This window comes from Nonomuraea rosea, assembly GCF_039539705.1.
GTDB lineage: Bacteria > Actinomycetota > Actinomycetes > Streptosporangiales > Streptosporangiaceae > Nonomuraea > Nonomuraea rosea.
Genome location: NZ_BAABDQ010000026.1, coordinates 47,773 through 66,847, shown reverse-complemented (window position 1 = coordinate 66,847; position 19,075 = coordinate 47,773). Strand labels below are relative to the sequence as shown.

The following is a 19,075-nucleotide window of genomic DNA, read 5'->3' as shown; positions in this document are numbered from 1 at the left end:
GGGCGCCTGAGTAGCCCGTACTCAGCGTGCCCGGTTTCAGGGCGTTCAGGAGGTGGGGGCGAGTGCGGTCCGGGCGAGGTGAGCGGCCTCCTGCGAGGTCAGGCGGGTGCCGCGCCGGAACGCCTCGGCGAACGCCGCCTCGCCCAGGACGGCCGTCGCCGCCGCCGTGATCCGGTCCACGTCACCGCGTTCGGCGGGCGGCAGGGGAGTGCCCACGCTCCGCCGTGCCGCGTCCGCCGCCCCGAGCAGCTGGGCCGCGTACCCGGTCCGGTCCGCGTCGCGGGACAGCGCCGCCGCGCCCGCCAGGCCCTCCAGCGACAGGGCGAGGGCCCGGGGCTCCCCGATCGAGCAGGCGATCTCCAGGCCGCGCAGCTGGCAGTCCGTGGCCTGCGCCGCGTCCCCGCGCAGCTCGGCGGTGAAGCCCAGCTCGGCGAGCAGCAGGTGCGTGCCCACCTCCGAGGACACGAACTCGTCGCGGAGCCGGACCAGGTACGCCTGCGCCGCGTCGAGGTCCCCGGAGCGGCGGGCCCCGAGCGCCAGCCCCATGATCGCGTGTACCTCGCCATAGACGTAGCCCTGCTGAGCGGCCAGTTGCCGAGCCCGATCATGCAGGTCATGGGCCTGGTCCCACTCCTGCGAGAGCAGCGCCAGCCGGCCGAGCCCGGAGTGGCGCGCGGCGACCTCCGACGCCAGGCCCAGCTCCTGGGCGATGCGCAACCCATGGTGCTGACGGCGGGCGGCTTCCGCGTAGTCGCCCTTGATCTCGGCGAGTGTGGACAGCGGGGACACGGTCTGCAGCTCGCCCCAGCGGTCCCCGAGCTCGCGGAAGAGCTCGGCGCTGCGCAGGCCGTCCCGCGCGACGCCGTCGAGGTCCCCGCGGATCAGCGCCTGCATGGCCCGCAGCCCGAGTGCGGCCGCGGTGCCCCAGGCGTCGTCGGCCAGCAGGTCGAGCGCATGGGCGTTGAGCTCCTCGCCGGCGGCCGGGATCCCGGCATGGAACAGCCCGTACGCGTGCAGCCAGGCCGCCCGGCCGCGCCGTACCGGATCGTCGATCCCCACGGGGAGGGCCGGTCGCGGCCCCGAGCGGTCGCCGGTCAGCAGCGTGAACGCGCTCTCCAGCACCCGCAGCTCCGCGGCCTCCGGGGCGACGGCGAGCACTTCCGACAGGGCGCCGCGGCCCTCGCTCAGCCGGCCGCGCAGCAGCCACCACCAGCAGAGGGCGGTGGCCAGGCGGACGGCTGCGTCCGGCACGTCCCGTCGCACCGCCTCCTCCAGCGCCGATCGCAGGTTGGCGGCCTCGGCGTCGAGGCGCCCGAGCCACGCCTGCTGCCGCGGGCCGCGCAGCTCGGGCTCGGCCCGTTCGGCGAGGCCGAGGTAGTGGAGCAGGTGCCGCTCGCGTACGCCGGCGAGGTCTTCCGCCTCGTGCAGGCGCTCCATCGCGTACGCGGCCACGGATTCGAGCAGCCGGTAGCGCGGCCCCTCCTTTCTGTCGACCATGACGACCAGGGACCGGTCGACCAGGCGCGTCACCAGGTCGAGCACGTCTTCACGCGGTACGCCGGCACCCGCGCACACCGCCTCGGCCGCGTCCAGCGTGCACCCGTCGGCGTGTACGGCCAGGCGGCGCAGCACGACCTGCTCCGGCGCGCTGAGCAGCTCCCAGCTCCAGTCGATCATCGCCCGCAGCGTCTGCTGGCGGGCCGGCGCGCCGCGCTGCCCGGTGCTGAGCACCCGGAACCGGTCCTCCAGGCGCGCCGCCAGCTCCCGCACACCGAGGCCACGGACCCGGGTCGCCGCGAGTTCGAGCGCGAGCGGGATGCCGTCGAGGCGGCGGCAGATCTCAGCCACCACCCGCCCGATCTCCCCCGCCTGGCCAGACTGATCGGTCTCGCCGGTCTGGTCCGTCTGCCCCGGCTGGCCGGTCTGGGCCGCTTGGCCCGCCTGGTCGGCCTGGCCTGCTTCGCCGGTCTCGCCAGGCTTGCGGGTCTGGCCAGCGTCGTCCGTCCCACCAGCTTTGCCGGTATTGCCGGTTTCGGCGTCGAGCGTGAAGCCCGGCGTCGATGCGGCGGCTCGCGCGGCGAACAGGCGTACCGCGTCGGCCGGCTGGAGGGGCTCGACCAGGAATACGGTCTCGCCCGTCAGGCCGAGCGGCTCACGGCTGGTGGCGAGGACGCGCAGCCCGGGCGCGGCGCGCAGCAGCAGGTCCGCGAGCTCGGCGGCGGCGTCGATGACATGTTCGCAGTTGTCCAGTACGAGCAGGGTCCGGCGCTCACGCAGGGCGACGGCGAGCCGGTCGGCGGGCGGTCGGGGCGTACCGAGTCCTGGTGGGGCGGTGGGCACGTCGGCGCTGAGGCCGAGCACGGCGGCGACCGCCTGCGCGAGGTCGGCCATGCCGCCGTGCTGGGCGGCCAGCTCGACCAGCCACACCCCGCCGGGCACATCGGCGTCAGGGGAGTGGGCGACCCGCGTCGCGACCTCCACCGCGAGCCGCGTCTTGCCCACTCCGCCCGGCCCGGTCAGGGTGACCAGGCGGGTGCCGCCGAGGAGTCGGCCGACCCCGTCCAGGGCGTGCTCGCGACCGATCAGGGCGGTGAGCGGGGCGGGAAGATTCGAGCCCGTGCGCACCGAAGCGTCGGCGTCGTCGGTCGAAGGCGGGCCCGGCCCCTGACGCGAGCCGAAGGCGACACCGTCCGAGGGGAAGCCGGATGCCCTGCGTGCGGCGAAGGGGGCGCCGTCTGGAAGTGGGGCCGATGTCCTGCCCCCGGTGAAGGGGTCGTTGGCCGGAGGTGGGGAAAGAGACGGGTCCTGGCGGAGGATCGCCTGGTGCAGGGCGGTCAGCTCTGGGCTCGGATCGACGCCGAGCTCGTTCGCCAGGCGGTCGCGCAGCTCCGCGTACGAGGCCAGCGCCTCGCCCTGCCGACCGGCCAGGTACAGGGCGCGCAGCTGGACCGCGCGCAGTCGTTCGCGAAGCGGATGACGGGACACCAGGCCGGCGAGCTCCCCGGTGAGCAGGAGGTGGTCGCCGGCAGCCAGGCGGGTCTCGGCCTGTTCCTCCACGACGGCGAGGCGCTGCTCGGTCAGGCGGTGCGCAGCCGTACGGGCGAACTCCTCGTCGGCGAACTCGGCGTACGCCCGCCCGCGCCACAACCCGAGCGCCTCGGTGAGCAGCGCGGCCCGCGCGTCGCCGGCCGACCGGGCCTCGGACACCAGGGCCCTGAACCGGTCCGCGTCCACCTCGTCGCCCGACCCGAGCCGCAGCCGGTAGCCGGGAGCCTGGTAGACCACGCGGTCGCGGCCGAGCGCCCGGCGCAGCTGGGAGACCTTGGCCTGGAGGGCGTTGGCGGGGTTGCCCGGCGGCTCCGCGCCCCACAGGTCGTCGATGAGCCGATCGGCGGAAACCGGGCGGCCCTCGTGCACGAGCAGGTCGGCGAGCAGCGCCCTGACCTTGACTTCGAGGACCTTGATCGGCCGGCCCTCGTCGTCCAGCACCATCAGTGGACCAAGCACTCCGAACCGCACAGTGGCCACCGTACACAGAGCCGGGCAGCAACCGTCAGCGGACGGTCAGGCACCGCGAAGCCCGACGGTCAGGCACCGCGCAGCGCGACCGTCAGCGGACCGTCAGGCGCTCCGAAGCGCTCAGGAGCACAGTCGTCACTGCCAGGGCACCCCTGAGAGATCGGACCAGATGATCATGGACAACTCCCGCCTGTTCGAGCCCGCCCGCCTCGGCGCTCTGCGCCTGCCCAACCGGCTGGTGATGGCGCCGCTGACGCGCAACCGCGCGGCGGCCGACGGCGTCCCCGAGCCGATCATGGCCGCCTACTACGCGCAAAGAGCCTCCGCGGGGCTGATCATCGCCGAGGCCAGCACGCCGAACGCGGTCGGGCAGACCTATCCCAACATCCCCGGAATCCACAACGACGCGCACGTGGCCGGGTGGCGGCGCGTCACCGGCGCGGTGCGCGCCGCGGGCGGCCGGATGTTCCTGCAGCTCCAGCACGGCGGCCGGATCGGCCACCCGGACATCACCGGCCTGACGCCGGTCGCGCCCTCGCCGGTGGCCTTCCCCGACCCGATCTTCACCCCGAACGGGTCCCAGCCGGGCGTCGTGCCCCGTGAGATGACCGTCGCGGAGATCCGCTCCACCGTGGCCGACTTCGCCGCCGCCGCCCGGCGCGCCGTCGACGCCGGGTTCGAGGGGGTGGAGGTGCACGGCGGCAACGGTTACCTCATCCACCAGTTCCTGTCGGACGCCACGAACCACCGTGCCGACGCCTACGGCGGGTCCGTGGCCGGCCGCATCCGCTTCGCGGTCGAGGTGGCCGAGGCCGTCGCCGACGCGGTCGGCCCCGCGCGGGTGGGCCTGCGCATCGCGCCCGGCGTCACGGCCAACGCCATGCGCGAGCACGACATCGAGCGCGTCTATCCGGCGCTCGTCGGCGCGCTGGCGGACAAGGGCCTGGCCTACCTGCACGTCGTCTTCGCCGACCCCGGTGTGCCGCTGTTCCACCGCATCCGCGGCGACTGGCCGGCCACGCTGATCGCCAACCCGGCGCTGCCGTGGCCCACCCCGTTCCCCGCCGACGGCGGCCGGCGTGAGGGCGAGCGGCTCCTCGCCGCGGGCGCCGACCTGATCTCGCTGGGCCGGGCGTTCCTGGCGAACCCCGACCTGGTCGAACGCTTCCGCCGCGGCGCGCCGCTCAACCCGGTCCGCGACGAGTACTGGTACGGGGGCACGGAGCTCGGATACACCGACTACCCGGCGCTGGCCGCCGCCCCTGACCGGCTCGACCCGGTCGCGGTCTGACAAGACCCCGGCGGTTACGCGCTGAGCCCGACCCCGCCGCCGACCACGATGTTCTCGCCGGTGACGAAACCGGCGGCGGCGAGGAACGCCACGACCTCGGCGACCTCTTCGCTGGTCCCCAGCCGCCCCAAGGGAATGGCGCGGGCGATCTCGTCCAGCGCATCCTGCGGAAACCCTTGCTTGGCCCAGATCCCGGTCGCGATCGGGCCGGGGCTGATGGCGTTCACGCGGATGCGCCGGGGCGCCAGCTCCAGGGCCAGGGAGGGCACCAGCGAGAGGAGCGCTCCCTTGGCGGCGACGGAGACGGACCCGTTGGGCAGCCCTCTGGTGGCGCCGACGCCGACGTTGAAGATGATCGAACCCCCCTCGTTGAGCAGGGGAAGAACCTTCTGCAACGTGAAGAACTGGCCTTTGACGTTGACGTCGAACAGGTCGTCGAAGGTGGCCTCGTCGAAGGCCTCCATCGGTTGCGACCGGACGATCCCGGCGTTGAGGAACACGGCGTCGAGCGCTCCGAAGCGCCGCCGGATCTCCTCGGCGACGCGATCGGCGTCGGGGAGGGACCGGGCGTCGGCGCGTACGACGACGACTCCTTCAGGCAGCTCCTTCTCAGCGGTGGCGATGGTGACGGGGTTCTGCCCGGTCACGATCACCTCGTACCCCCGGCGATGGAGCAATGCGGCGGTGGCCCGGCCGATTCCGCTGGTACCGCCGGTGATCAGTGCTGTGGGCATGTGAGGGCTCCTGTACGGTCGTTCAGCGGAAACCGGAGGTCCGCGACGAGTGTCGCGGGGGGTTCTGGGCCGGTGGTTCCACTTTGTGGCCACGCGGCGCGCCACGTCCAATGAATGTTTCGCAAGGCGCGATACGATCCGCGCATCACCGCAGCTAGGCTGGGTCCATGCCCGACTCGCTGCCCCCTGATGTGGACCTCGACCTGCGGCTGGTGCGGTGCTTCGCCGTCGTCGCCGAGCACCGGCACTTCGGCCGCGCCGCCGTCGTCCTCCACCTCACCCAGCCGTCACTGAGCCGGCAGATCCGCCGGCTCGAACAGCAGCTGGGCGCCCGCCTGCTGGACCGCACGCCGCAGGGCAGCCGGCTCACGGAGGCAGGCGAGGTCTTCCTGCCGCTGGCCAAGACGCTGCTGCGGTCCGCCGCCCAGGCCGCGGCGCGCACCCGGGCCGCCGCGCAGCCCAGCCGCATCACGATCGGGTACACAGCCGGCCTCATCATCACGCCGGCCGTGCGCGAGCTGCGCCACCGCCACCCGGACGCCGACGTACGGACCATGCACCTGGCCTGGAACGAGCCTCGCGAGGCGCTGCTGGATCACCGCGTGGACGCGGCGGTGACCCGGCTGCCGTTCCCGACCGACCGGCTGCACGTGACGATCCTCTACGACGAGCCCCGGGTCCTGCTGGTCCCGCTCGACCACCGCCTGGCCGGCAAGGAGTCGATCACCCTCGACGACATCGCCGACGAGCCGCTGCCCCGGCTGCGGCAGTCCGATCCCGCCTGGAGCGCCTTCTGGCGCCTCGAACCGCGCCCCGGCGGCCGCCCGGTGCCCGACGGCCCCATGATCGACGCCATGGAGGACAAGCTTGAGCTCATCGCCGGCGGTCAGGCCGTGGCCGTGACGCCCGGCCTGGGCGGCAGCAGTCTGCGTCCCGACCTCACCACGATCCCCCTGGAGGGCGTCGAGCCGTGCCACGTCGCGCTGGCGACCCGCGCCGACGACCGCGGCCGCCTGGTCGCGGCCTTCCGCAAGATCGCCCAAGCGCAGCTCACGGGCTGAACGCGAATGACTCCTCATCCAGGGGCAGAACCTCCACTATGGACGTCATTCGCATCCTTGCCCTCGTCGCGCTGCTCGCCGGTCTGGTGATCGCGCTCACCCAGCGGGTGTGGCCTGTAGCGCTTCTGTGCGGTGGCGTGTTCATGGCCGTACTCGCCGACGCCGGGGTCATCATCGGTTAGCGCCGCGCGGCGCAACCTGGCCTCCAGGGTGGGGTCCTCAGGGCCGAGGTCGGCGGTCAGCCGGAGCTCCTCGTCGCCGGCGTAGTCCGCGCCCTGCGATTCGGACGGTGTACTTCATGACCAGAAAACACGGCCACCGGCGCCGGGTACAACAACGGAAAGGCTGGTCGGGTCAGGCCCAGGAGGCGCCGGCGGGCTCCTTGATGGTGGCGTTGATGCGGTTGAAGAAGTTGGTGATGGAGATCGTCAGGATGATGGCGGAGAGCTGCTGCTCGTCGAAGTGGTCGGCGACCTCGTCCCAGAGCTGGTCGGACACGGCGTCGGCGGATCGGTCGGCGATCCTGGTGACGGCCTCGGTCAGCTCCAGCGCCGCTCGTTCGACATCGCTGTAGAACGGCGCCTCGCGCCAGGCCGCCACATTGCCCACCCGCTCGTCGGACTCGCCCGACTTCTTGAGGTTCTGGACGTGCGCGTGCACGCAGGCGCTGCACCCGTTGATCTGGCTGGTGCGCAGGGCGATGATCTCCAGCAGCTCCTGGGGGACGCCGCCCTGGTAGATGGCCTTGTAGATGGTCTGGATGCCCTTGGTGGTGTCGGCGAGGACGAAGGCGGGGTTCTTCATACGTGCTTCCATGATCAAATTTCCTTTTCTCGGCTCGTTGACCTGTGCACTCATCATCGGAAGCCGGGTTGATACATTCGCGATGCGTTCGCGATGGATGTCCCTATAGAGCCAAGGGCGGGAAGGAGGCGGCGGTGGAGATACGGTTCGCCGTCCTGGGGCCCGTCCAGATCACGGCCGGCGGCCGGGAGCTGACCGGCCTGGCGCCGCGCCATCGTGCGGTCCTGGCGTACCTGCTGCTGCACGCCCGCAGCGTGCTCAGCGCCGATCAGCTCATCGACGCGGTGTGGGGGCTGACGCCGCCGGACACGGCCCGTGCGCAGATCCAGGCCGCCATCACCGCCATCCGCCGGGCGCTGCGCGAGGTGGGAGCCGCTTCGCTGCTCGCCACCCAGGCCGGTGGGTACGTGATCGACCCTCCGTGGCTCGACGCACAGGAGTTCGCCGGTCAGCTCGCGGCCGTCGAAGCGGACGCCGAGCCGGGGGCCGCCGTCCAGCGGATCCGCGACGCCTTGGCGCTGTGGCGGGGTCAGCCGCTGGCGGACGTGCACGCCGACTATGCCGAGAGCGCCAGGACCCGGCTGGAGCAGCGGCGGCTGTCGGCGATCGAGCGCTTGGCCGACATCGAGCTGTCGCTGGGGCGGCACGAGGACCTGATCGACGAGCTGTCCGCCGGGGTGGCCGCCCATCCGCTGCGGGAGCGGCTGGCGGGGCAGCTCATGCTCGCCCTGCATCGCGCGGGACGGCAGGCCGAGGCACTGTCGGTGGCCAGGACGCTGCGTGAGTCGCTGGTGGAGCAGCAGGGGCTGGATCCCGGGCGGGCCTTCGTGGCACTGGAACAGGCCGTGCTCCGTGACGACCCGGACCTGCAGGTACGGGCCGCCGCCCCCGAGCCGCCGGTACGGGAAGCGGGGCCGCGGGCGAACTTCCTGCCGTACGACATCCCGGACTTCGCCGGCCGAACCGCCGAGATCGAGCGAATCGCCGAACGGACAGGCGGGAGCGGGCGGGCCACCGAGAGCGGGCGCGGCACTGAGGGCGGGCGCGGCATCGAGAGCGGACGGACGGCCGAGGGCGGGCGGGGCGCTGAGGGAGTGCGGGCGGGCGGGTTGGTGCTGGCCATCGATGGGATGGCCGGGATCGGCAAGACGGCGCTGGCGATCCACGCCGCGCACCGCCTCGCCGGCCGCTACCCCGACGGGCAGCTCTTCGTGGACCTGCAGGCGCACACCGCGGGGCACGAGCCGGTCGAAGCCGGCGCCGCGCTGGAGACGCTGCTGCGCCAGCTCGGGGTGCCGGCCGAGCGCCTGCCGGCCGCGCTCGCAGCGCGGGCGGCGCTGTGGCGGGCCGAGCTGGCCGGGCGCAGGACCGTCGTCGTGCTGGACAACGCCGCCGACACCGCCCACGTACGCCCCCTGCTGCCCGGCGCGTCCGGCAGCCTCGTCCTGATCACCAGCCGCCGCCGGCTGATCGACCTCGACGGCGCCCACGCGATGTCCATGGACGTGCTGCCCGCCAGGGACGGCGTAGAGCTGTTCGCCTCGATCGTGGGGGAGCGGGCGCAGGCCGAGCCGAGCGCGGTGCTCGACGTGCTGCAGCTCTGCGGGTTCCTGCCGCTGGCCGTGCGCATCGCCGCCGCCCGGCTCCGCCACCGCCCGCGCTGGAGCGTCGGCTACCTGGCCGGCCGGCTGCGGGACGAGCGTCGCAGGCTGGCCGAGCTGGCCACGTCCGACCGGGGGGTGGCCGCCGCCTTCACCCTGTCGTACGAGCACCTGGACCCCGCGCGGCAGCGCATGTTCCGGCTGCTGGGCGTGCACCCGGGGCGTGACGTGGACGTCTACGCCGCCGCCGCGCTCGCCGGCGTCCCCGCCGACGACGCGGAGACGCTGCTGGAGGACCTGCTGGACGCCCACGTCCTGGCCCAGCAGGAGCCCGGCCGCTACACCTTCCACGACCTGCTGCGCGAGCACGCGCGGGCCACCGCAGCGGCCGAGGAGAGCGAGGGGGCCAGGCACGACGCGCTCACCCGGCTGCTCGACCACTACCGGCACACGGCGGTCACGGCGATCGGGCTGCTCTATCCGTTCGGCAGGCTGCGCAGGCCGGACCTGCCCGAGCCTGGGCCGGAGAGCGTGCCGCTCCTGGACGACGCCGCGGCGACCGCGTGGCTGGACGCCGAGCGGGCCAACCTCGTGGCGGCGGGCGGTCACGCGGCCGACGGCGGCTGGCCGGTGCACGCCGGGCATCTGGCGACCACGCTGCATCCCTACCTCGACGGTCACGCCCATCACGCCGACGCGATCACGCTGCACGGCAAGGCCCTCGACGCCGCGCGCCGCACGGGGGACCGGGCCGCGGAGGCGCTGGCGCTGCTCGACCTGGCGTGGGTGTACTGGCGGCAGGGCCGCTACGAGGAGTCGTACGAGAGCTGCCTGCCCGCCCTGGAGGTGTGCCGCGAGCTGGGCGACGTGCTCGGCCAGTCGCGGGCGCACAACACGATGGGCAACGTGTGCCTGCGGCAGCACGCGTACGAGCGGGCGGACCACCACCTGCGGCACGCGCTCGACCTGAGCCGCGAGCTCGGCAACCGCGTCGGGGAGGCGTACACGCTGAGCAGCCTCGGCATCTCCCACGAGCGGCAGGGACGCTACGCAGAAGCGCTCGATCACCATCGCCGCGCCCTGGAGCTGCATCGCGCGCTCGGCAGCAGGAACGGCGAGGCCCGCGTGCTGGACCTGCTCGGCCAGGTCCACCGGCGGCAGGGCCGGCCCCAGGAGGCCCTCGACCACCATCGGCAGGCGCTGGAGCTCTGCCGCGAGCTGGGCAACAGGAACGACGAGGCCGCCCCGCTCAACGGGCTGGGGGAGGCCGCCCTGGCGCTCGGCGATCACGGGCAGGCCGCGGCCTGGCACGAGGCCGCGCTCGCCCTGGCGCGCGAGCTCGGCGACCGGCCGGAGGAGGCGCGGGCCCACGAGGGGCTGGCGCGCGTCCATCGAGGTGCCTCCGAGCAGGTGCGCGATCACGCCAAACGAGCGCTGGACCTGTACGTGGAGCTCGGCGTGCCCGACGCCGGCGGAATGGCGGCGGTCCTCGCCGAACTGGACTGAGACGTCCAGAGACGGGGCCGGGCGGAGGATGCCCAGGGGGACCTGGGGCGTCTACGGGCGGGACGGGGCGGGGCCGACGCTTTCGCCGGGGACCAGGGTGCAGGGGATGAGGATGTGCGGCGGCACGTCCTGGACGCCTTCGAGCTGGTCGATCAGCGCGTCCGCGGCGAGGCGGCCGAGCTCGGGCGCCGGCGCCGCCATGACGGTCAGCGACGGCTCGATCATCTCCCCGAGCTCCCTCGTGGTCGAGGCCGAGATGATGGACAGGTCGCCGGGCACGGTCAGGCCGAGTGCGCGCGCGCCCTTGACGAGCCCCGCGGAGGCGCCCTCGTTGAGCAGGATGACGGCCGTCGTGTCGGGGAACCTCTCGTGCAGCGTGCGCGCGGCCTCCCGGCCGCCGGCCGAGGTGCCTTCGACGGTGACGACGGCGGGGGATCGGCCGAGCGCCGCCATGGCGTGCAGGTAGGCGGCCTCCGCCCGTCTGATCCGGCCGGGCTCGTTCTCCGGCGGCGCCTTCGTCCGCTGGGTGACCAGCGCGATGTGCTCGTGGCCGTACGAGCGGAGGTGCTCGACCGCCTGGTCGATCGTGGCGGTGAAGTCGATGTCGACGAACGGCAGGTCGTCGTCCTCCGTCCGGCCGATCAGCGCGAACGGCACCCGTGACGCGATCAGCCGGTCGACGCGCGAGTCGCGGATCTGCACCTCCATGAGCAGCGCCCCGTCCACGAGGCCGCCGGCCAGCAGGTGCGACATCTGCTCGTCGTCGTTCACCGGCCACAGGACGAGGTCGTAGCCGCGCTCGCGGGCGCCGTGCGCGGCGCTCATGACGAACTGGATCACCGTCGCGTTCGGCCTGATCTCCAGGTCGGGGTGCAGCAGCGCGAGGATGCGCGTGCGGGAGCTGGCCAGCGCGCGGGCGACCACGTTGCGCCGGTAGTCGAGCTCCTCGATGGCTGCCTCGATGCGGGCCCGGGTCGCCGGAGCGACGCGCTTGGTGCCGTTGATGACGAAGGAGACCGTGGCGATGGAGACGTTCGCGCGCTGGGCGACGTCGCGCATCGTGACCATGACTGCCGCCTCCCGGGCTCGTACGGAGTGCGCGGATACTCGCGAAGCACTGCGACTATATCCCAAACGCGTTCGTAAAAACGCTTAACTTGTTGTTGACATCACTCGTCGATAGGCACAACATACTTCACAAGCGAATGCCGGTTAAGCGCTTTGCCAGACCAGTGTCCATTGCCAGGAAGCGAAGAGGCTCCATCCGCTCGTGCCGCGAAACCGCAGGCAGGCGGCATCAGGGGCCCTCCATGACTCAATTCTCCAGCGCTGCCGTGCGCCGTGGATAAACGGCCGTGCGCGGTCGCCTGACGCATTCCGCAGAAGGAGCGGCTCACTCATGGAGACAGCACGGAAGCGCCGTGGAAAGGCGTCCCAAGTGGCTGTCGCGGCGGCGGCACTCCTCCCTCTCTCCCTGACCGCGTGCGGTGGAGCCGATCCCGCCGGCGCCGAATCGAAGAACACGCTCACCATCCAGGACTACTACGACGAGAGCCACGATCCGATCTACCAGGCGTGCGCGAAGAGCCTCGGCGTCGGCATCGACATCAACCACGTCCCCGGACCCGGGCTGATCCCCAAGGTCCTCCAGCAGAGCTCCTCGCGCACCCTTCCCGACGTGCTCATGCTGGACAATCCCGACGGGCAGCAGATCGCCGCCTCCGGCGCGCTCGCACCGCTGAGCGACTACGGCGTGAGCGCTGAGGGCTTGGTGCCGTCCGTCGTCAAGGCGGGCACGTACGAGGGCAAGCTGTACGGCCTCGCCCCCGCCGTGAACACCCTCGTGATCTTCTACAACAAGGACCTGTTCGCGGCCGCCGGCATCACCGCGCCCCCGAAGACGTGGGACGAACTGCGCGCGACCGCGAAGAAGCTGACCGCCCAGGGCCGCTACGGCTTCGCCATGAGCAACATCAACACCTACGAGGGCACATGGCAGTTCCTGCCGTTCATGTGGACCAACGGCGGCTCGGAGAAGGACATCACGACGCCGGAGACCGCGCAGGCGCTGCAGTTCCTCGTGGACCTGCAGAACGACGGCTCGATCTCGAAGAGCTCCGTCATCTGGAGCCAGGACGACGTGATCGACCAGTTCATCGCCGGCAAGGCCGCCATGGTGGTCAACGGCCCGTGGCAGCTGCCCGCCCTCGAAGAGCAGCAGAACGTGAACTGGGCGTCGTTCGCGATCCCCGCGCGGCTGGCGTCGCAGTCCCCGGTCGCCCCGCTCGGCGGCGAGATCTTCACCGTGCCGCGGACCGGCGACCGGACCAAGATGGCGAAGGCCGGGCAGTTCGTGAAATGCCTGTCCTCGCCGGCCGGCCAGCTCCAGTCGGCCGAGGTCAGGCAGAACATCCCGGCGAACCCGGAGGTCGCGGAGAAGTTCGGGGCGTCCAGTCAGACGATCATGCCGTTCGTCGGCGCGGTCCGGAACGCGCGCTCGCGCACCGAGCTGCTCGGGCCTGAGTGGCCCAAGGCGGCGACGAAGATCTACAACGCCGTGCAGATCGCTCTGACCGGCCTGGCCACGCCCGCCGAAGCCCTGCGGCAGGCGCAGGGCGAGTAACAGCCGCCCCCAGTCGAAAGGAGTGGCTCATGACAGCAGCCAGACGTCACGCGCAGTGGCTGTTCTGCCTGCCCGCCATTCTCTTCGTGGCGATGTTCTTCGGATATCCCATCGTCCAGAACGTCGTCATGAGCTTCCAGGAGTACACGACCAGGACCTTCTACAGCGGCGTGGCGCCGTGGGTCGGCCTGGCCAACTACCTGACCACCTTCTCCAGCCATCTGTTCACCACGACGCTGCTGAACACGGCCCTGTTCACGATCGGGTCGATCGTGTTCCAGTTCGTGATCGGGCTGGCGCTGGCGCTGTTCTTCCGGCGCAACTTCCCGCTGAGCGGGTTCCTGCGCTCGTTGCTGCTGCTGCCCTGGCTGCTGCCGCTGATCGCCTCCAGCGCGGTCTGGAAGTGGATCCTCGACCAGGAGAGCGGCGTGCTGAACGGCTTCCTCGGCCTGTTCGGCGTCGATCCGGTCCCGTGGCTGGTCAACCCGGCACTCGCGCTCGCCGGGGTGATCGGGGTGAACATCTGGCTGGGGATCCCGTTCAACGTCGCGATCCTCTACAGCGGGCTGCAGGCGGTCCCGCGCGACCTGTACGAGGCGGGCTCGCTGGACGGTGCGGTCGGCTGGAAGTCGTTCAGGCACATCACCTGGCCGAACATCAGGCCCGTCGTCAGCGTCGTGCTGGTGCTCGGCGTCGTCTACACGCTCAAGGTCGTCGACATCATCCTCGGCCTGACCGGCGGCGGCCCGGCCAACTCGACCCAGACGCTGGCGACGAACGCCTACAACAAGTCGTTCGTCGAGTTCAACTTCGGGGAGGGCGCCGCGATCAGCAACGTCCTCATCGTGGTCTCGCTCGTCTTCGCCATGGCCTACCTCTACCTCTCCCGGCGTGAGCCGCACGAGTGACGCCCGCCACCCCCTCCTCCCCTCGCGCGCCGAGGCGCTGATTGCGAGCCTGACGTGAACCACTCATCGACCGTGCGCCGGCTGCCCATGACCGTGCTGGGCGTCGTCTTCCTGGCCGTGATGATCTTCCCGGTCTACTGGATGCTGAACAGCAGCCTGCAGGCCGGCTCCGGCGCGGCCTCCATCGACCTCCTGCCGTTCGACCTGACGTTCGCGGGGTACGGGCAGGCGCTTGAGGAACAGGGCCAGAACTTCGTCACCAGCCTGATCGTCGCGCTCGGGACGGTCGTGCTGACCCTGATCATCGCCACACCCGCGGCGTACGGGCTGTCGCGCTTCCGCACCAGGGGCGGCGCCGTGTTCCTGCTGGTGCTGCTGATCACCCAGATGATCCCCGTCATGGTCATCGCCAACGCGCTCTACCCCCTGTTCAACTCGCTCTTCCTGATCAACAGCGTCCTCGGCCTGATCCTCGCCAACACCGCAGCGGGCATCCCGTTCGCGGTGCTGCTCATCCGCGCGTTCATGGGCGCCATCCCCCGGGCGCTCGTGGAGGCCGCCCTGGTGGACGGGGCCGGCAACCTGCGGGCGTTCGTCTCGATCGTCGTACCGATCAGCAAGAACGCGATCGTGACCGCCGCCCTGTTCACCTTCCTGTCGGCGTGGAGCGACTTCCTCTTCGCGCTCACCCTGACCAGCACGCCCGAGGTGCGGCCCATCACCCTCGGCATCTACGACTACATCAGCGCGAACTCGCAGGACTGGAGCGCCGTCATGGCGACCGCGGTGCTCGCCTCCGTACCGGCGGCCCTGCTGCTGATCTTCGCCCAGCGCTACATCGCCGCCGGCGCCGTCAGCGGCGCCGTCAAGTGACTGAGAAAAGGACACTCGCATGAACGCGGACAGCACCCGGCCCATCCACGTCACCGTCTGGGGCGAGAACCGGCACGAGCAGGCCGAGCCCAGCGTGGCGAAGATCTATCCCGACGGCATGCACAACGCCATCCGCCGGGGGATCGAGCACTGGCTGGGCGAGCGGGCGACCGTCGCGACGGCCACGCTCGACGACCCCGAGCACGGCCTGACCGAGGAGGTCCTGGCCGGCACCGACGTCCTGACCTGGTGGGGCCACGCCGCTCACGGTGAGGTGTCCGACGAGGTGGTCGAGCGGGTGCACCGGCACGTCCTGTCCGGCATGGGCCTGGTGGTGCTGCACTCCGGGCACTGGTCGAAGATCTTCACCAAGCTCATGGGCACCACGTGCACGCTGCGCTGGCGCAGCGAGAACGACCGCGAGCTGGTCTGGACGGTCAATCCGACCCATCCCATCGCCCGCGGCATCCCGCACCCCATCGACATCCCGGCCCAGGAGATGTACGGCGAGCAGTTCGACATCCCGGCGCCCGACGAGCTGATCTTCATCAGCTCGTTCACCGGGGGAGAGGTGTTCCGCAGCGGCTGCACCTTCCGGCGCGGCAACGGCAAGATCTTCTACTTCAGCCCCGGCGACCAGGACTACCCCGTCTACCACCATCAGGACGTGCTGCACGTCATCGCCAACGGCGCCGAGTGGGCGGCCGGCGACCGGTCGCGGCGCGAGCTGCCGACCCTGCTCAGGTACGAGATGGGCGACTTCTTCGGCGGGCACGGCTACCGGGGCGCGATGAACAACAAGGAGAATGCCGAATGAGCGCGGATCCGGCCCGCCCGCTCCGGGTGGTGCAGGTCGGGGCCGGGTCGATGGGCCTGGCCTGGCTGCGCACGCTGACCGCGTCCGCCGACGTCGAGCTCGTCGGGGTCGCCGACCTCGATGCCGCCAGGGCGGAGGCGGCCGTACGCGCCGCCGGCGCCGACGCCAAGGTGGACGCCTCGCTCGGCCGCCTGCTCGCCGCCACCGAGCCGGACGCCGTCGTGAACGTCACCGTCCCGGCGGCGCACGGCGAGGTGAACATCGAGGCGCTCTTCGCCGGGATCCCGGTCCTGTGCGAGAAGCCCGCCGCGCCGACGCTGGCGGAGGCGCTCGTCCAGGTCGCCGCCGCCGAGGCGGCCGGCCGGCTGCTGATGATCAGCCAGTCCCGCCGGTACTTCGCCGCCCTGGCCGAATACCGCCGCCGCGTCGCCGAGCTCGGCCCGCCCGGCCTGCTCACCACCGAGTTCTTCCGCGGCCCGCGCTTCGGCGGCTTCCGCGACGAGATGGAGCAGCCGCTGCTGGTGGACATGGCCATCCACGCCTTCGACGCGGCTCGCCATCTGCTCGGCGCCGAGCCGGTCTCGGTCATGTGCGAGAGCTGGAACCCCGCGTGGAGCTGGTATCGGGGCGACGCCGTGGCCACGGCGTCGTTCCTCTTCGACAGCGGCGCCCGTTACCTGTTCACCGGCGCCTGGTGCGCGGACGGGCTGGAGACGTCCTGGAACGGCCGATGGCGGGCCGTCGGCTCGGGCGGCACCGCCACCTGGGACGGGGAGGACCGCGTCAGCTCCAGCGTCAGCGGCGCGGCGGACGTGCCGCGCGGCACGGCGGAGCAGATCGCCGGGGCGCTGGCCGAGTTCGTCGCGGCGCTGCGGACCGGCGTGGAGTCGTCGGGGGCGATCGCCCGCAACGTCCGCAGCCTCGCCATGGTCGAGGCGGCGGTGCGCTCCGCGGAGTCCGGTACGCGGGTCCGGATCGACGCGTTGCTGGCGCAGGCGCACCGGGACGCGCTGGCCCTCCCCGTACGCGAGGAGATCCGGGCCCGGCTGGCAGCCGCTGACATGGGGTTTGACCTGCCCCGATAAAGGTCGTCAGTCGCGCCGGGCGGCCCGCCCGCAGGGCGCCCGGCGGGCTCGCGCCGCCGCCTTGACCATCTAGGCCGGAAAACCTGAATTACCAGGATTAATGGACATCAGAAGCGCCCCTGTCTAGACTCGGTTCAGTAACATGTTTCTCGAGGTACGTAGCGCTGCTGGGGGGGCCTTGTTGGGCTTTCAGCGACTCAGGGATAACTTCGAGCTGGTCGCCAAGTACGGGGATGGCGTGCCGTTATATCTGTTCTCCGACATGTTTCTGCGGGCACCGCAGCTGCGTGAAATGTTTCCGGTGAACATGCGGAGCCAGCGCGACCGGCTGATGACCACGCTCGCGTTCACCGTGGAAAATTCCGCTAATCTCCTGGAGATCACCCCGTACCTGCATCAGCTCGCGCGCAGCCACCGCAAGTTCGGCACCGAGCCCGAGCACTACGCCCAGTGGAGCGCCAGCGTGGTGAACGCCATGCGCCGCTTCTCCGGGAGCGCCTGGGACGACTCGATCGAGCGCGAGTGGTGCGAGTTCCTGGCGAATGTGTCCCAGATGCTGCTCGACGGCGCGCGTCAAGACTCGACCACCAGGCCGCCGCACTGGTCGGCGGAGGTGATCAGCCACGAGCGCCGGGCGGTCGACACCGCGGTGATCCGGCTGCTGGTCGACGACCCCTTCCCGTACGTTCCAGGCCAGTCCGCACCCATTGAGGTCGCTAAATGGCCGAAAATGTGGCGGTATTATTCAATGGCGAATGTCCCGAGGCAGGACAACACCATTGAAATTCATGTGAAGGGCGACGGCGCGGTCAGCCAGGCCCTCGTTCGCGAGATACGCGAGGGCGATATCGTCAGGCTGGGCGCACCCGTCGGGACGCTCACGCTCAATCCGAATACCGAACGCAATATCCTGCTCATCGCGGGCGGCACGGGATTCGCGCCGATAAAGGCGATCCTGGAGCACGTGATCAGACTGCCGGTGCCGCCGTGGGTCTCTCTGTTCGTCGGCGCGCGCGAGCCCGACGGACTTTACGACCTGGACATCGTCCGCAGCTGGGCAGAGAGATACTCCTGGCTCAACGTCCGGGTCGCCCTGTCCGAGATCGGCGACCCCGACGTCGCCGCCCTGGGGACGGTGAGCGAGGTCGTCAGCCGCTACGGGCGGTGGGGCGGCTACGACGCGTACGTATGTGGGCCGCCCGCCATGGTCGACAGCACGGTGAGCATGCTGCGCGAGAACGGGTTCAGCGACAATCGCATACGCCTGGAGAGGTTCGCGAGCGCGGTCACTCCAACACAGAGGTTCGCCATATGAATGACTCGGTGCAGCACTACCACAACGGACATCCCGGCCAGCCGGAGACCGGCAACGAGTTCCACCTCAACGACTTCCACGTCAACGACGACGCCGGCGGCTTCACCGTCAACAGCGAGGTCGAGGCCGACGGCTGGCACGAGCCCGGTGACGCGGCGGGCGACGGCGGATCCTGGGAGGAGCCGCAGTGGGACGAGCCGCGCAAGGCCGAGTCCGGGTCGTTCGGGCGCGCCGGTGATCGGCTGACGCCCGGCCAGTTGCGCTCCATCGTCTTCAGACGCGCTCCGCTGGGCAAGCGAGGGCTCGACGAGCACCAGGTCAACAGCCTGCTGGACCGGGTGGAGGAGGAGCTGACCCGGCTGACGCAGGAGAAGAACGCCCTCTCGTCCGAGCTGGAGCTCCTGCGTGGCTACGTCACCGACGCCTCGTCGGCCGCGCCCGCTGTACTGCCCCAGCAGCCGGAGCACGGCGCGATCGAGAGCGCCGCGCCCGCCGCGCCCGGGAGCGGGCTGACCCGCGTGGAGCCCGCGGGCGCCGCCGAGTCGCAGGCGGTGGCGGGCCGGATGCACGAGGCGCACGTGTACGCGGCCAGCCTGCTGTCGCAGGCCCAGCAGACCGCCGACCAGTACATCCAGGACGCCCAGCGCTACAGCCGCGAGCTGGTCGAGGACGCTCGCAACCGGCGCCGCGAGCTGCTGTCGTCGTCGGCGGACTCGGAGCAGGGGGCTCCGGTCGGCGAGGAGGCGTGGGAGCGCGAGGCCGTACGCCTGCGCGCGGCCAGCCGTGAATATCGCGGCAAGCTGCGCGACTACTTCGAGCTGCTGCTGATGAACCTCGACGAGTGGGAGACCGCCGAGGGCGCCGGCGACCCGCCGCCGGCGAGCGAGCCGCCCTACTGACGCTCCGACCTGGGCTTGAGTTAAGGACCCAGGCTAAAG

General features: G+C 71.5%; 15 protein-coding genes. 11 read left to right on the top strand and 4 right to left on the bottom strand.

Translation table 11 applies throughout. The features are described from left to right. Nucleotides 1-45 precede the first annotated feature (45 nt). On the bottom strand, nucleotides 46-3,519 hold the full coding sequence (locus tag ABEA43_RS43030; protein WP_345571457.1) for an AfsR/SARP family transcriptional regulator: 3,474 nt from the start codon (nucleotides 3,517-3,519) through the stop codon (nucleotides 46-48). Nucleotides 3,520-3,694: 175 nt separating this feature from the next. Between ABEA43_RS43030 and ABEA43_RS43025 the strand changes: the two genes are divergently transcribed. Then, complete coding sequence (locus tag ABEA43_RS43025) at nucleotides 3,695-4,810, top strand: alkene reductase (RefSeq protein ID WP_345571455.1); 1,116 nt, start codon at nucleotides 3,695-3,697, stop codon at nucleotides 4,808-4,810. 14 nt (nucleotides 4,811-4,824) lie between these two features. On the opposite strand, the gene ABEA43_RS43020 is transcribed toward ABEA43_RS43025, so the two are convergent. Further along, a complete protein-coding gene (locus ABEA43_RS43020) occupies nucleotides 4,825-5,544 on the bottom strand; it encodes an SDR family oxidoreductase (protein WP_345571453.1) in 720 nt (239 codons plus the stop codon). A 167-nt stretch (nucleotides 5,545-5,711) separates the two neighbouring features. Here ABEA43_RS43020 and ABEA43_RS43015 point away from each other — a divergent pair, with 167 nt between their 5' ends. Both ABEA43_RS43015 and ABEA43_RS43010 read left to right on the top strand, forming a co-directional pair. Then, complete coding sequence (locus tag ABEA43_RS43015; protein WP_345571451.1) at nucleotides 5,712-6,605, top strand: LysR family transcriptional regulator; 894 nt, start codon at nucleotides 5,712-5,714, stop codon at nucleotides 6,603-6,605. 38 nt (nucleotides 6,606-6,643) lie between these two features. Then, the gene (locus ABEA43_RS43010; protein ID WP_345571449.1) at nucleotides 6,644-6,787 is read left to right on the top strand and encodes a hypothetical protein; all 144 of its coding nucleotides are present in this window, start codon (nucleotides 6,644-6,646) and stop codon (nucleotides 6,785-6,787) included. Nucleotides 6,788-6,959: 172 nt separating this feature from the next. On the opposite strand, the gene ABEA43_RS43005 is transcribed toward ABEA43_RS43010, so the two are convergent. Further along, nucleotides 6,960-7,421 (bottom strand): carboxymuconolactone decarboxylase family protein, encoded by a 462-nt coding sequence (locus ABEA43_RS43005; protein ID WP_345571447.1) that lies wholly within the window; start codon nucleotides 7,419-7,421, stop codon nucleotides 6,960-6,962. 122 nt (nucleotides 7,422-7,543) lie between these two features. Here ABEA43_RS43005 and ABEA43_RS43000 point away from each other — a divergent pair, with 122 nt between their 5' ends. Continuing rightward, nucleotides 7,544-10,516 carry an AfsR/SARP family transcriptional regulator gene (locus ABEA43_RS43000; RefSeq protein WP_345571446.1) on the top strand — a complete coding sequence of 991 codons (2,973 nt, stop codon included), beginning with the start codon at nucleotides 7,544-7,546 and terminating at the stop codon, nucleotides 10,514-10,516. Between the two features lie 51 nt (nucleotides 10,517-10,567). Here ABEA43_RS43000 and ABEA43_RS42995 read toward each other — a convergent pair whose 3' ends face one another. Beyond that, entirely contained in the window at nucleotides 10,568-11,584 is a 1,017-nt protein-coding gene (locus ABEA43_RS42995; RefSeq protein ID WP_345571445.1) for a LacI family DNA-binding transcriptional regulator, read from the bottom strand. A 370-nt stretch (nucleotides 11,585-11,954) separates the two neighbouring features. Between ABEA43_RS42995 and ABEA43_RS42990 the strand changes: the two genes are divergently transcribed. From ABEA43_RS42990 to ABEA43_RS42960, 7 genes are all read left to right on the top strand, one after another. After that, nucleotides 11,955-13,139, top strand: coding sequence for a sugar ABC transporter substrate-binding protein (locus ABEA43_RS42990; RefSeq protein ID WP_345571444.1), 1,185 nt, complete (start codon nucleotides 11,955-11,957; stop codon nucleotides 13,137-13,139). A 29-nt stretch (nucleotides 13,140-13,168) separates the two neighbouring features. Further along, a complete protein-coding gene (locus ABEA43_RS42985; protein WP_345571443.1) occupies nucleotides 13,169-14,047 on the top strand; it encodes a carbohydrate ABC transporter permease in 879 nt (292 codons plus the stop codon). A gap of 54 nt (nucleotides 14,048-14,101) precedes the next feature. Continuing rightward, nucleotides 14,102-14,920: a carbohydrate ABC transporter permease gene (locus ABEA43_RS42980; protein WP_345571442.1), complete on the top strand. Its 819-nt coding sequence runs from the start codon at nucleotides 14,102-14,104 to the stop codon at nucleotides 14,918-14,920. A 19-nt stretch (nucleotides 14,921-14,939) separates the two neighbouring features. Then, a complete protein-coding gene (locus ABEA43_RS42975; protein ID WP_345571440.1) occupies nucleotides 14,940-15,737 on the top strand; it encodes a ThuA domain-containing protein in 798 nt (265 codons plus the stop codon). Further along, entirely contained in the window at nucleotides 15,734-16,822 is a 1,089-nt protein-coding gene (locus tag ABEA43_RS42970; protein WP_345571438.1) for a Gfo/Idh/MocA family protein, read from the top strand. Before ABEA43_RS42975 ends, ABEA43_RS42970 begins: the two co-directional genes overlap by 4 nt. Nucleotides 16,823-16,964: 142 nt before the next feature. Next, nucleotides 16,965-18,137 carry a globin domain-containing protein gene (locus ABEA43_RS42965; RefSeq protein ID WP_345571436.1) on the top strand — a complete coding sequence of 391 codons (1,173 nt, stop codon included), beginning with the start codon at nucleotides 16,965-16,967 and terminating at the stop codon, nucleotides 18,135-18,137. Further along, nucleotides 18,134-19,036 (top strand): DivIVA domain-containing protein, encoded by a 903-nt coding sequence (locus ABEA43_RS42960; RefSeq protein ID WP_345571435.1) that lies wholly within the window; start codon nucleotides 18,134-18,136, stop codon nucleotides 19,034-19,036. Before ABEA43_RS42965 ends, ABEA43_RS42960 begins: the two co-directional genes overlap by 4 nt. Nucleotides 19,037-19,075 lie beyond the last annotated feature (39 nt).

Coding starts and splice junctions, on each gene's coding strand:
- ABEA43_RS43025 (WP_345571455.1), top strand. CDS start 3,695: ATGGACAACTCCCGCCTGTTCGAGCCCGCCCGCCTCGGCGCTCTGCGC.
- ABEA43_RS43020 (WP_345571453.1), bottom strand. CDS start 5,544: ATGCCCACAGCACTGATCACCGGCGGTACCAGCGGAATCGGCCGGGCC.
- ABEA43_RS43015 (WP_345571451.1), top strand. CDS start 5,712: ATGCCCGACTCGCTGCCCCCTGATGTGGACCTCGACCTGCGGCTGGTG.
- ABEA43_RS43010 (WP_345571449.1), top strand. CDS start 6,644: ATGGACGTCATTCGCATCCTTGCCCTCGTCGCGCTGCTCGCCGGTCTG.
- ABEA43_RS43005 (WP_345571447.1), bottom strand. CDS start 7,421: ATGGAAGCACGTATGAAGAACCCCGCCTTCGTCCTCGCCGACACCACC.
- ABEA43_RS42995 (WP_345571445.1), bottom strand. CDS start 11,584: ATGGTCACGATGCGCGACGTCGCCCAGCGCGCGAACGTCTCCATCGCC.
- ABEA43_RS42985 (WP_345571443.1), top strand. CDS start 13,169: ATGACAGCAGCCAGACGTCACGCGCAGTGGCTGTTCTGCCTGCCCGCC.
- ABEA43_RS42975 (WP_345571440.1), top strand. CDS start 14,940: ATGAACGCGGACAGCACCCGGCCCATCCACGTCACCGTCTGGGGCGAG.
- ABEA43_RS42970 (WP_345571438.1), top strand. CDS start 15,734: ATGAGCGCGGATCCGGCCCGCCCGCTCCGGGTGGTGCAGGTCGGGGCC.
- ABEA43_RS42965 (WP_345571436.1), top strand. CDS start 16,965: ATGTTTCTCGAGGTACGTAGCGCTGCTGGGGGGGCCTTGTTGGGCTTT.
- ABEA43_RS42960 (WP_345571435.1), top strand. CDS start 18,134: ATGAATGACTCGGTGCAGCACTACCACAACGGACATCCCGGCCAGCCG.